Below are 13,285 nucleotides of genomic sequence, written 5' to 3'. Positions count from 1 at the left end.
ATTATTTTATACGTATGAGAACACAAAGGTCTACTCAACTGGAGCGAACCGTTCGTTAAATTGCTGACTTGACAGTCGCAAATATTGAAAATGAGAATATTTTAGCTTACGGTTCTGCCTGTTTTAATAACCCTATGAGCACATCCATGGCCCACTCTTCCCATCCCCATCAGCCACCTCGCTTAAAGGGCGAAGCGCTACACGCAGGCTACGACAATCGACGTGTACTGGATGGTGTCGACATCGCGATTGAGGAAGGCAAGCTCACCGTGCTGCTGGGGCCCAATGGGAGTGGCAAGTCGACGCTGCTAAAAACCCTTGCGCGCACACTCACACCCACTGGCGGGAATGTGTATTTGGACGGCAAGGATATCCATCGCAGCAAGACGCGGGAGGTCGCCAAGCGCTTGGGGATTCTGCCCCAGGGCCCGGTAGCGCCCGAAGGGCTGAGCGTAAAGCAGTTAGTGGGGATGGGAAGATTTCCGCATCAGGGGTTATGGCAGAAAAATGCTCAGCAGGACGCCGATGCCATTCGCGAAGCGATGGCCTTTACCCATGTGACTGAATTTGCTGATCGCTACGTAGACGCCCTTTCCGGCGGCCAGCGCCAGCGCTGCTGGATTGCCATGGTGCTGGCCCAGCAAACCGACCTGATTCTGCTTGATGAGCCCACGACGTTTCTGGATCTGAAGGTACAGGTAGATTTGCTAGAGCTACTCTCGCGCCTAGCCCATGAGAAAGGCCGCACCCTGCTACTGGTACTCCACGACCTCAACTTGGCTGCTGCCTACGCTGATCAGTTAGTGATGATGTGCGATGGCCGTATCGTCACCAGCGGCGGGCCTAGCGAAGTCTTTACCACAACCAATCTCAATCGCGTATTCGACCTGGATGCCCATGTGATCCAAGACCCCGAAAGCGGCAGCCCGATTTGTGTGCCGCGTAAACGGCGCCAAGCCGCCAGCGAGCCAGGGGTGGTTGTTTAGCAACGCTGTGCAGGTGAGCCAAGGTGAGAGGAATTCACTCAAGCACAAAAAAGCCCGGCAATAGGCCGGGCCTTTAGAGCATTAACGCCTTACCAGCTGTATTTCACGCTGCCAATCACGCTGCGGGATTCGCCGTAGTAGCACCAGTATTCACAGCTTGCTACGTACTCTTTATCGGTGAGGTTATTAACGTTGACCTGAGCTTCCCAACCCTCGGCAAACTCATAGCCCACCATCGCATCAACCAGCGTATAACTATCCACTTCTGTGTTGTCCGCGACGCTGGTATCAACGGTGCTGCCTACATAACGCACACCACCGCCAAGAGTAATGCCATTCAATGCACCGCCGGTAAAGGCATAATCCAGCCAGGTAGAGGCTTGATGACGCGGGATTAACGGCGCGCGATCATCGTCTTCTAAGCGAGAATCTGTATAGGTGTAAGCTGCCGTAACTTTTAACGCATCGGTTAGATAGCCAACGCCTTCCAACTCAAAGCCCTGCGAGGTGCGTTCACCTTCTTGCACCTGGAAGCCTGCTGGAGAGTTAACCAGCGTATTGCTCTCTTCCAAATCAAATAACGCCGCCGTTACGTAACCATCCCAACCAAAGGGAGCTACCTTAACGCCGGCTTCCCACTGACGACCTTCACGGGGGTCGTAAAGATCACCAGCGCTGTCAACGCGACCGACTGGGTCAAACGACTCGGTATAGCTGATATAAGGGTTTACACCGTTTTCACCCAGATACATTGCACCGCCTGACCAAGAAACTTGGTCATCATCTGAACGCTGAGTCGATCCCGCCGTTACGTTACGGTTATCAGTTTCGGCTTGGTCATAGCGTACGCCGCCCAACAGCACCCAACGGTCATCGATACGAAGCTGATTTTGAGCATATAAACCAGTCTGCTCTTTATCGATTTCTCGTGTTAACAGATCTTCCTGGGCGATTGGCGTAAAGTTGCCGTAGGTTGGGTTAAAAATGTCAATCGGCTCACCGAACGCGTAGTCGTCCCCTTCCTGACCACGCAGGCTTAGGTTCTGATAATCAACGCCCAGCAGTAATGTGTTCTCAGTGCGATCACCGTACCAGGTACCTACCATGCGATTATCGACGGTCCAGCTATCGATAGAACCGTCACGATATACCAACCCTCTTGAAGCACGGCGATCATCGACCATAAAAAGCGCATAGGTGCTGCGCAGCTCAAGATCTAACTCGCTATAGCGTAGGTCCTGCTCAAATGCCCAGGTGTCATTAAGGTCATGACGAAGCTCATAGCCTAACCCCCACTGAGTCCGCGTATCCTTATCGTAGCCTGGCTCGCTCAAATTGGTCTGAGGGTCGACCCGGCCGAAAGGTGTATCTTGTACGGTGCCGTAGGGTAGTTTAAATCCGTTAACCGGAACGCCGTCATCTTTTTGCACGCTAGCTAAAAAGGTAACAGTCGTATCTTCACTAAAATCAACCGCTAGGCTTGGCGCAAAGTAGTAGCGTTCGTTATCCGTAGCGTCTAAATCGCCATCCCGCTCTTTGTAGAGACCCACTAGGCGATAGCGTACATCATCTGACTCACCCAACGGCCCGCTGGTATCAATCCCTACTTGGCGATGGTTGCGGTTACCAAGCTGCAAATTAACTTCCCCTTGGGGAGTTTCGGTAGGGCGTTTGCTAACCGCATTGATCAAGCCACCAGGAGGCGCCTCGCCGTAGAGAATCGATGAGGGCCCTTTAAAGACATCCACCCGTTCAAGACCATAAGGCTCGGGTAGCCACTGATAGAACCCTTCACGGTAGATGCGTAGACCATCTTGATAAGTAGACTGATCAAAACCACGAACCTTGAACCAATCGGTATTGTTATCGCTACCATAGTGGCCCGACAAAACGCCCGCCCGATAACGGAACGATTCATCTAACTGCTGAACGTTACGGGTTTCCAACTCTTCACGGTCAACGCTCGAAACCGGGCGCGGCGTTTCTACCAGCGGCGTGTCCACCTTCAGCGCGGTAGCAGTTACTACCACGGTATCATTGGAAGTAGTCTCTTCCTGAGCATAGGCAGATGTACAAAGGAGCACCGCGGTAACGGGGATCAGCGCGGATATTGAGCGCGCCAAGGGGCGACGAGCAAACGGCAGACGAGGCATGGGCAGGACTCAGTTAGAATTAGCGACAAGAAGCAGAATAAATATCATGATAATAGTTGTTATTAGCATTTATGATAGCGCTATTGAGTTGTTTTGATCAATGCTTCGCGGCGGGAATTTTGAGTGGTTTCTAATAATGGATCAATCAAGTGCAAGGGAAAATCAATCATGTATCTCGACTGCCACGAGTCTGATGGCAATCGAAATTTGAGAAGAGAGACGCCGCGTTCCCTGCGGCGCGAAGTGCAACATCCTGCTTAGGCATATCCGCTGCCACACTCATAGGTACCCTAAAGCGTATATTCAAAAGTGACTGTACACTGGCGAACACGGGATGAGAAAAATCCTTTACCGTCTAAGCTTTATTGATACGGCTCGCATTTTCGATACTTACCAAGCTTCCTTATGTGCGTCAGTGTACAGAGTTTGCCTATCGTCACTTTATATTTAGCGGCATGATGTTTAACGACTTGAGATATCAGGAAAAAGTACTTGAAAACAAGCATTCTACACAGGCGATGTGTATTAGAAGCTGAGCGATAGCCAGCAAAGGGGGAAGAGATTCAATGCTTGAACTTAGCAATTTCCAGCAGAATGCCCTGCTAGGTCTGCTGCCGGAAGAGGAGCTTTCACGTTTATTACCCCATTTAGAAAGGGTAACGCTAACATTAGGCCAATCGCTGTCTGAGTCTGGGCAGCAAATGAAGTATGTCTATTTTCCGCTGGATTCCATCGTCTCGTTGCTATGTGTGATGGAAAACGGCGCCTCCACAGAAATCGCTGTTGTCGGCCATGAAGGGGTTGTTGGCGTATCACTGTTCATGGGCGGTGAGACCACACCCAGTCGAGCGATTGTTCAAAGTGCTGGGCTGGCGTACCGCCTTAAAGGCCAACTACTCAAGAACGAATTCTACCGCGCTGGCCCCATGCAACGGCTGCTGCTCCGCTACACCCAAGCTCTGCTAACACAGATGGCTCAAACGGCGGTATGCAATCGCCACCACAGCGTTGACCAGCAGCTATGTCGCTGGCTACTCCTCAGCCTTGACCGCTTACCGGGCGATGAATTGGTCATGACGCAAGAGCTGATTGCCAACATGTTGGGCGTTCGTCGTGAGGGAGTCACTGAATCGGCGGGCAAACTTCAGCGAGCCGGTCTTATCTCTTACAACCGTGGGCGTATCAAGGTTATTGACCGACCAGGACTAGAGGCACGGGTTTGCGAGTGCTATGCCGTTGTCAAAGATGAATACTACCGTCTGTTAAATCACCATAATGTGATGTGAATAAAAGGCAGCATCCCTTTTAAAACAGGCATTATCCCGCTATGTACGCTAGCGTGCCGACCTTAATTGACTCACTGTTAATATGCAGACAGTTCGTCAGCGAGCAATGACGGCCTATCTGAAGCCGACATCAAAATGATAGATAACGTCATTATGCCGTTTGCCAGGTTCCTATAACCGGAGAGGCACATGACGTCTATTTTAAACGTTCCAAATGCCAACCAACTGCTTGCAGGGCTTCCGGCTATCGAACGGAATGCGTTTATGACGGCGTGTGAAAGCGTTGAGCTGCAGTTTGGCGAAGTGCTCCTCCAGCCCAGGAACCTATTACCCACATTTACTTCCCAATCGACAGTTTTATTTCCCTGATTATCGTCATTGTTAATAACCACCGATTAGAGGTAGCGATGGCGGGCCGTGAAGGTATGCTCGGTAGCTCCCTGGTGCTCGGCGTCGAAGAGACCCCACTGCTCGCTCTGGTACAAGGTTCAGGTTCAGCCCTACGCCTCACCGCGGACAGCTTTCAGCGGCTTCTCTTGGATAGCCCGGTATTACATCAGCGCCTGAAGCGATATCTCTATGTGGTAATGAATCAACTGGCCACCTCTTCGACCTGTAATCATTTCCACCGCATTGAGGCGCGCCTAGCCCGATGGTTACTGATGACCCAAGACCGCGCCGAAACGGACCAACTGCAGTTAACCCATGAATTTCTGGCCATGATGCTCGGCGTAAGACGGGCGGGTATGACACTGGCAGTAATTGCCCTGCATGCGCGCGGCTTGATTCGTTATCAACGCGGCGCGATCAAATTGATTGATCGACCGGGCCTGATTGAAGCGTCCTGCGAATGCTATAGCGTCGATTGCGCGCTCTATACCAAAATGCTGCCGGTTTTATAACCGTGATGGAGTTGGCTAAATGACATCAGCTCTCATACTCGACTTGTCCGTGCAATTCCCCTTGGAACTTGTAAAACACTAAAGATAAAAACCCGCTATGGCGGGTTTTCAAAAAAGATCATCGTCAAATGAACAGGCATTATGCACAAGTCACCCCTGATCATTTGACGGAAGCCGTCACGTACGGCCCGAAGATATTCGGTTGACACTTTGTTGCCACTTTGATGAAAAGTACAGCGAGGAGGGGATAAAGCGAGGATAAGTCATTGAAAAGTGGTGGGCCCAGTAGGACTTGAACCTACGACCAAGGGATTATGAGTTGGCTACTATAACAATAAGTTACTGACAAACAAAGGAAAGTAGCCGTAATTTAGAAAAAGGTACAGTTGTTTAGAATCAGTAGTTTAGCGAAGTTAAAGGATAGCATGCGAAGCTAGTGTGTGTACCGTTGGTGTACTGATTTTGAGTTCTCACCTCTCTCGAACAGCATGCCTATGGGTAGCACCTACATTGCGAACTATACAGAACTTTGTATACTTACATCATGTCAGAATACAAACCCCTAAATTTCCGAGGCAGCGCCCTCGCCGATCTCCGCGCTTTCCCGGCGACTGTGCGGCAGGAAGCAGGTTACCAGCTTGATAAGGTGCAAAGAGGGCTTGATCCGAACGACTGGAAGCCAATGGCCACCGTTGGTCAGGGCATGCGAGAAATTCGCATCAGAGACGCTAGTGGTGCATTTCGAGTGATCTACGTAGCCAAGCTCGCCGAAGCTGTCTATGTTCTGCACTGCTTCCAGAAGAAAACCCAGAAGACGAGTAAGGCGGATCTCGACCTGGCCGAAGCCAGATATCGCGCCTTGCTAAGCGAGGTGAAACGATGAGTAATGAGACTTTTGAAAGCGTGTGGGACGCCATCGAGGATACTGCCGCCGATGCGGAAAATATGAAGCTCCGCTCCGGCCTGATGATGGCCCTTGAGCAGCACATTAACCGGCAGGGCTGGACTCAGGGCGAAGCTGCTAAGCGGCTGGGCGTCACTCAACCCAGGGTATCCGATCTGATGTGTGGCAAAATCCACCTATTTGGTCTCGATACGCTGGTGAACATGGTGGTAGCGGCGGGGCTGCATGTCGAAATGCGCGTACTTGAGGTCGCTTAAAAACATTCCTGTTCTGTACGTAGAAATATTTACGCAATTTCTTTACGCAAGACCATCCCTTAGCAGGACTTTGATGGGCGGTCACTATGTGTAAAGAAAACTACCAAATTTGGTACGACCTTTATCGGCCAAAAGCAGTCATTCAGAGTGGGAGAATATGATGCTCTCAATAAAAAATTACGCTTTTAATATTATGAAAGAATTTTAAAAAACAAACCATTAGCTTTTTTTCTTTCACTCCAATGTTAACCAGCCATGCGTTTATTGTTTGATAAAACCATAAATTGCAAATAGCTTTCGATTAAAAAAACTCGATATTGCAAGCCTAATCTAGACGCCGTGGTAACCAGCTATACAATACCTAAAACCTTAAGGGTATTGGTGCCTCCATGTGCATTAATCTCATCACCACGAGTGAGGATTATGTAATCGCCCGTTACAGCAATGTTCTGTTCGACTATCAATGCTAGTGCTCGATCGTTGAGCTCCACGGCACTCATTTCACTGGTGTCGAAAGGAAGAGAGACTACTCCGCGATAAAGTACCATACGACGTTGGGCAACCGGGTTGTGAGCGAGGCCTATGATGGGTAGGCCTGAGCTAATGCGCGATGCGATGAGCGGCGTATAGCCCGAGGCCGTCATGCAGGCGATAGCCCTAACCCCCTCCAGATGGTTAGCAGCGTACATAGCAGACAGTGCAATCGTCTCATCGATTTGACTAAAGCCCTCATGGATACGATGACCCGACTCCTGGATAAGCCGCTCGCGCTCGGCGCCAAGACAGATACGGTTCATAGCTTCGATGGTTTCCACTGGAAAATCGCCAGCGGCGGTTTCAGCAGAGAGCATGACGGCATCAGTGCCGTCGAGTACGGCGTTGGCCACATCGAACACCTCAGCCCGAGTGGGCAGAGGTGACTCGATCATCGATTCCATCATTTGCGTAGCAGTAATCACCGCGCGGTTTAATGTACGAGCCTGTTTGATAATACGCTTCTGGATGCCTACTAGTTGAGCATCGCCGATCTCAACACCCAGATCTCCACGCGCCACCATAACCGCTTCACTGGCCTCAATAATGCCAGCAAGGGTGGCGTTATCGGCAACGGCTTCAGCGCGTTCAAGTTTGGCGACCAGACCAATCTCTGTTCCCGCTTCCCCAAGCAACAGACGGGCCTCTTGCATATCGGCGGCACTCCGAGGAAAGGACACCGCCAGATAGTCGACGCCGATCTCTACTGCTGTCTTAAGGTCAGCTTTGTCCTTTTCAGTCAGTGCTGGTGCCGAAAGGCCACCGCCCTGCTTATTGATACCCTTATTGTCGGAAAGTTTTCCTCCCACGACGACAGTGGTGTGGATTTGATTGCCAGCCACTTGGCTAACATCAAGCACTAAACGCCCGTCATCAAGCAGCAGACGATCGCCTGAAACTACATCCTTGACCAACATCTTATAATCGCAACCGACGCGCTCGTTATTGCCAGCGGCGCCCTCCATTGCCATATCCAGGACGAAAGTTTGGCCTTCCGTCAGTTCCACTGCCCCTGTTTTAAAACGGGCAATGCGAATTTTAGGGCCTTGTAGATCGCCCAGGGCGGCGACGCTACGGCCAAGACGATTGGCAATTTCTCTTACCCGCGATAATCGTTGGCGATGATCTTCTGCCGAGCCATGGGAGAAGTTAAGGCGCACAACATCGACGCCAGCTTCTAACATCGCTTCAAGTACACCCTCTCGGTCACTGGCCGGGCCCAGAGTGGCAACGATTTTAGTACGTCGAAGAGGGTGTCGCGGTTGTGGTTTCATAATATGCCTTGAGAATAATCGAGGATCTGGTTCGGTATCATTATTCACTTGAAGCTGATTAATGATACCGCTCTAGTTCACTTTCGATAACTAACAGCCGATTGTACTTAGCCACGCGGTCGCTTCGGGAAAGCGAGCCAGTCTTAATCTGTCCAGCACAGGTGCCTACGGCTAAATCGGCTATGGTAGTATCTTCGGTCTCTCCCGAGCGGTGGGAAATCACCGTCGTAAACCCTGCATCTTGGGCCATCCGGATTGCATCGAGGGTCTCGGTGAGTGAACCGATTTGGTTGAACTTGATGAGAATGGAGTTGCCGATATTCCCATCAATGCCACGCTTAAGGATCTTTGTATTCGTAACAAAAAGATCGTCTCCGACCAATTGTATGGTTTCACCGAGCTTATCGGTTAAGCGCTTCCATCCTGCCCAGTCAGACTCGTCCAAACCATCTTCAATGGAGGTGATGGGGTACTGGTCACAAAGCTCAGCTAAGTAATCGATGAAGCCAGCAGCATCAAAGTGCTTATCCTCACCCATAAGGTGGTATTGACCATCGCTATAGAATTCGGATGAGGCGCAGTCCAGCGCCAACTTGACATCCTTGCCGAGCACATACCCGGCTCCTTTTACTGCCTGCTGGATTACATCAAGCGCCTCAGCGTTCGAGCTCAAAGTGGGGGCAAAACCACCCTCATCGCCCACCGAGGTGGACATACCACGTTCTAGGAGCACCTTCTTCAAGGCGTGGAATATTTCGGCACCCATCCGAAGACCTTCACGGAAATTCGGCGCACCGACTGGCTGCACCATAAATTCTTGAATATCGATATTGTTATCAGCATGCTCACCACCATTGAGAATATTCATCATCGGTACCGGCATCAGATAATGGCCCGGCTGCCCATAGAGCACGGCAATATGTGCATACAGTGGCATTCCTTTGGCAATGGCTGCCGCTTTGGCAGCTGCCAACGAGACGGCTAGGATGGCGTTGGCGCCAAGGGTGGCTTTATTGTCAGTGCCGTCGAGCTCAAGCATAGCCTCGTCGAGACTGCGCTGATCACAGGCGTCCATTCCGATCAGCTTGTCACGGATAACTCCATTAATGGCTTTGACAGCTTTTAGAACGCCTTTACCCAGGTAACGGGCCTTATCGCCATCACGCAGTTCTAAAGCTTCACGGGATCCAGTGGAAGCGCCGCTAGGGGAAAAAGCACTTCCTGTGGCTCCGCTTTCAAGGCGCACTTCAGCATATACGGTGGGGTTACCGCGTGAGTCGAGTACTTCAAGGGCACGGATATCGGCAATTTTTGTCATGGTTCTCTTCTTCAGTTGCATGAGCGGAGAGTAGACTGCGGGTATTCCACCAGTCCTCAACGTCTCCGCTTTAACGAGGCAATAAGCAATCAGATTGGGGCCTTATGCTTGTTTCTTTGCAGGGCCGCTTGCCATAAGAAGACCAACGCCCCGAGCCCTAGCCCGATGAGATCCGTCATCAATCCACCGGCGATCATGGCCAGCGCAGCAACGAGTAATAATACGCGCTGTATCCAATTGACTCGGCCATTGAGGAACCAGGCTTGAACGGCAGCTGCTAGCAAATAGATACCCACACCGGCAGTAATGGCTACGCGCAATATCTCGAACCAGCTACCCTCCATGAGCAATGCTGGGTTATAGAAGAACATGAAGGGTACGATGAAGGCTGCCAAGCCGAACTTGAAGGACGTAACGGCTGTTTTCAGCGGATCAGTACCTGCAATTGCCGCGGCAGCGTACCCAGCTAGGGCCACCGGTGGCGTAATTGCTGAGAGTACTGCGTAATAGAACACGAAAAAGTGCGCGACCAACGGCGGAATACCAATTTGCTGTAGTCCCGGCGCGACCACTGACGCTGCAACCGCATAGGCAGCTGTGGTAGGCATACCCATACCCAGAAGTATCGAAATACACATGGCGAAAAATAGCGCCAACAGATGGCTGGCATCCGCAATCCCTAGCAGCATGGAAGCAAAGCGAGCGCCAACGCCAGTAAGCGAAATGACGCCAACAATGATGCCCGCACAGGCGCATACCGCTATCAACGGAATCGCCATGCGTGCACCTAGAGATAGCGCATTTAGCAGCGCCTTAGGGCCCATCCAGTGTGGAGTAAACCAAGAAACTACCGCGGCACTGATCATCGCAAGGGTACCGGCACGAATTACCGAATAGCCCATGTATAGGGTGCTCACCAGAATAACGATGGGTAGGAAAAGATAGACTTGTTTAACCAACTGTTTAAAAACGGGAAGTTGATCCCGAGACAGGCCCTGCATGCCGTCGCGGCGAGCTTCTAGGTCTACCATGAAGTAAATCGAAAGGAAGTAGAGTGCAGCCGGCAGCAACGCAGCCACGGCGATCTCGGTATAGGGTATACCGGTGACCTCCGCCATAATAAAGGCACCTGCCCCCATAATCGGAGGGACTATCTGCCCACCGGTTGAAGCAGCAGCCTCAATGCCACCAGCACTGCGCGGGTGATAGCCTACTTTCTTCATCAAAGGGATCGTCAACGACCCAGTAGCCACCACGTTACCAGCAGAAGTTCCATTGATCATACCCATCAAGCCAGAGGCAAACACCGCAACCTTAGCGGGCCCACCTCGGGTGCGCCCGGCTGCCGCAAAGGCGAAGTTCACGAAGTAATCGCCCACACGGGATGCTTGCAGGAACGCCGCAAAGGTAATGAACAAAATAATGTATGTGGAGGATACTGCGGTAGTGGGTCCGAGAACGCCATTGTCAGTGTAGAGGTAGGTGAAAAAACGCGATGCCGTATAACCACGATGCTCAAGCAGACCCGGCAAGTAAGGCCCCGCAAATGCATAGATTAGAAACACCGCGGTTATAACAATAAGAGCCAGTCCAGCCACACGTCTGGTCAGCTCCATAATTAGCGCAACCCCCACCGCGGCCACGAGAAAATCATTTTGGTTGGCCATAGGCATGCCCGCCGTCATACGCCAACGGTTGAGCACTAGTACAAGGTACCCGGCGACCAGAACCGAGGCAATAATGAGTACGATATCAGCCCAATGTATCGAGTGACTTGAACTTCGCCCAACCCAACTGCCGATCATCGCAATGGCACTTGCCACAACCAATGCCCAGCTCAAATGAGCCAGAACCCAATTAGAAGGGGTCGTTCCCTGAATATCGCGCTGAAACCAAGCAAGGACCAAACAGAAGCTAGCGTAGCCAACAGCGGCTATCGCAGGTATTAGGGCCAACCATTCTCGCTGGGCAACGCGCACTTCTCCGCCGCTGCGATCCAGGCTCATCGCTGCGGTTATGGCAAACCCAACGGCTAAGCCTCCGGCTACGTGGAGAATGCGAAACGTCCAGGTTTCGATGGGTGAAACATTGAGCGCATAAAGATGCATCGCAGTAAACAGTACACATGCAATGAACACTGTCTTACCGAGCAATCCGGATAACTCGCGCTCATTATGAGCGAGGGGAACATCGGAGACGCTATCAGTACCGATCTTCTCCTCTGCTCCTTGAAGTAGAGTATCTTGAGTCATTCCTGGTCACCTTGGAGGTTACAGTTACCCGCTAGTTTGAAGAGACAATGCGCCAACCGTTAGCCGACGCATTGAATAATTAATAATCAGCCACGTAGGTCTTCAGGAATCTCGTAGCCATTCTCTTCGAACCAACGAACCGCACCTGGGTGCCACGGAATGAAGGAATTATGCTCTGCGTTTTCAGGTATCGTTTCGCGTGCCGAGCCATGTACTTGTAACATCCTCTCCTGGCTTTCCATTACCGTCTTAGTAACCTCATAAACGAAGGACTCAGACATATCCTTATGCGTAATGGCAAAATTCCACAGTGAGATAGCTGGCACATCTTCCTCAAGGCTGGTGTATGCGGATGCAGGAATCGTTCCCTGGCTCAACTCTGGGTAGTCATCAAGGAATTTACTCATTTCCTCTTCGGAAAATGAGAAAATATTAACGTCAGCCTGAGCCTCAAGCTGGCTGAAAGCCGAAACAGGAATGCCTGAAGCGAAAGCAAAGGCGTCAATTAATCCATCTTGAACCTGGCTCGCCTGATCGGCAGCCCCACCATTACGAGTGTCGACCTCTATATCCAACTTTTCGAAGAGTTGGGGAAAATACATATCGCCCGTGCCACCAGCAGGCCCAATACCAACCGTCTTACCATCCAGGTCGGAAATTGAGTCAATGTCAGACCCCTCAAGCGAGATAACTTGGAGAGCTGTTTGGTACATTGGGAAAACAGCGCGAATGTCCTTATGCTCTACACCAGGTGCAAGGTCACTTTCACCATTCCAAGCTTGAAAGGCAGGGCCAGTCGTCACCATGCCGAATTCACTTTCGCCCATTTGGACAAGGGTAACGTTCTGCACCGGGCCCCCTGTTACTTCAGCACCAAAGGTCGACCCGGTTGCTTCCCCGACTAGATTTCCCCAACCAGAGCCATAAATATAATAAGTGGCACCTTGACTCCCGGTCGCAATAGAAAGACTCTCGGGCCAGTTCTCTTTTCCTTCGTCAGCGATAGCACCTCCAACGGTGCCTCCGAGCAATACGGCTGCTACAACTTTTGTAATTTTCATAGTAAGTACTCCGTTAATTTGTAATTATTTATTAAAACTAGAATCCAAAGATTTATGAATAGATGATAAATCCCTCCTTTATTGAGTTAGTTAATTTACAATGGCTTAGAGAACTAGCATGAAATAGCCTAATGATTGATTCACATCTATCACTGAGCAACTGATCTGCTTTCTCAATAGCCTCCGCTAAACTCATTGGCCCATCTACTAACGAAAATGCAGCAGATACACCTTGTGACCTGGATTCATAGAATAAGCGCAGCACTTTGGATCACAAGGTAGAGGCAGGAGGGCCAGCGCCGGTACCCTCTCTGCCTTACCTACCAAAGTGAAGCAGAGCATGGGATACCGACAACTG

Annotated in this window: 10 protein-coding genes; 5 read left to right on the top strand and 5 right to left on the bottom strand. The window is 50.9% G+C overall.

The genetic code is table 11. The features are described from left to right. Positions 1 to 146: 146 nt before the first annotated feature. A complete protein-coding gene (locus HZS80_RS13895; protein WP_246362085.1) occupies positions 147 to 986 on the top strand; it encodes an ABC transporter ATP-binding protein in 840 nt (279 codons plus the stop codon). A gap of 89 nt (positions 987 to 1,075) precedes the next feature. On the opposite strand, the gene HZS80_RS13890 is transcribed toward HZS80_RS13895, so the two are convergent. Further along, on the bottom strand, positions 1,076 to 3,139 hold the full coding sequence (locus HZS80_RS13890; RefSeq protein WP_179916420.1) for a TonB-dependent siderophore receptor: 2,064 nt from the start codon (positions 3,137 to 3,139) through the stop codon (positions 1,076 to 1,078). A 566-nt stretch (positions 3,140 to 3,705) separates the two neighbouring features. Between HZS80_RS13890 and HZS80_RS13885 the strand changes: the two genes are divergently transcribed. The 4 genes from HZS80_RS13885 (at position 3,706) to HZS80_RS13870 (ending at position 6,488) form a co-directional block, all read left to right on the top strand. Next, positions 3,706 to 4,425, top strand: a complete 720-nt coding sequence (locus HZS80_RS13885; protein ID WP_035559797.1) for a Crp/Fnr family transcriptional regulator — start codon at positions 3,706 to 3,708, stop codon at positions 4,423 to 4,425. Positions 4,426 to 4,832: 407 nt separating this feature from the next. Continuing rightward, positions 4,833 to 5,327: a Crp/Fnr family transcriptional regulator gene (locus HZS80_RS13880; protein WP_246362079.1), complete on the top strand. Its 495-nt coding sequence runs from the start codon at positions 4,833 to 4,835 to the stop codon at positions 5,325 to 5,327. A gap of 544 nt (positions 5,328 to 5,871) precedes the next feature. Next, a complete protein-coding gene (locus HZS80_RS13875; RefSeq protein WP_179916419.1) occupies positions 5,872 to 6,210 on the top strand; it encodes a type II toxin-antitoxin system RelE/ParE family toxin in 339 nt (112 codons plus the stop codon). Continuing rightward, complete coding sequence (locus HZS80_RS13870; protein WP_179916418.1) at positions 6,207 to 6,488, top strand: helix-turn-helix domain-containing protein; 282 nt, start codon at positions 6,207 to 6,209, stop codon at positions 6,486 to 6,488. Before HZS80_RS13875 ends, HZS80_RS13870 begins: the two co-directional genes overlap by 4 nt. Positions 6,489 to 6,838: 350 nt before the next feature. Here the strand turns inward: HZS80_RS13870 and pyk are convergent, their stop codons facing one another. The 4 genes from pyk to HZS80_RS13850 form a co-directional block, all read right to left on the bottom strand. After that, positions 6,839 to 8,296: a pyruvate kinase gene (gene pyk / locus HZS80_RS13865; protein WP_179916417.1), complete on the bottom strand. Its 1,458-nt coding sequence runs from the start codon at positions 8,294 to 8,296 to the stop codon at positions 6,839 to 6,841. A 58-nt stretch (positions 8,297 to 8,354) separates the two neighbouring features. After that, entirely contained in the window at positions 8,355 to 9,614 is a 1,260-nt protein-coding gene (eno, locus tag HZS80_RS13860) for a phosphopyruvate hydratase (RefSeq protein ID WP_179916416.1), read from the bottom strand. Positions 9,615 to 9,703: 89 nt separating this feature from the next. Beyond that, positions 9,704 to 11,866: a TRAP transporter permease gene (locus HZS80_RS13855; RefSeq protein ID WP_179916415.1), complete on the bottom strand. Its 2,163-nt coding sequence runs from the start codon at positions 11,864 to 11,866 to the stop codon at positions 9,704 to 9,706. Positions 11,867 to 11,952: 86 nt separating this feature from the next. After that, positions 11,953 to 12,927 (bottom strand): TAXI family TRAP transporter solute-binding subunit, encoded by a 975-nt coding sequence (locus HZS80_RS13850; protein ID WP_179916414.1) that lies wholly within the window; start codon positions 12,925 to 12,927, stop codon positions 11,953 to 11,955. Positions 12,928 to 13,285 lie beyond the last annotated feature (358 nt).

Origin of the sequence: Vreelandella glaciei (assembly GCF_013415125.1) — a bacterium.
GTDB classification, from domain to species: Bacteria; Pseudomonadota; Gammaproteobacteria; order Pseudomonadales; family Halomonadaceae; genus Vreelandella; species Vreelandella glaciei.
Note: the sequence above shows the minus strand (reverse complement) of the source record. Positions and strands in the feature narration are given on the sequence as shown.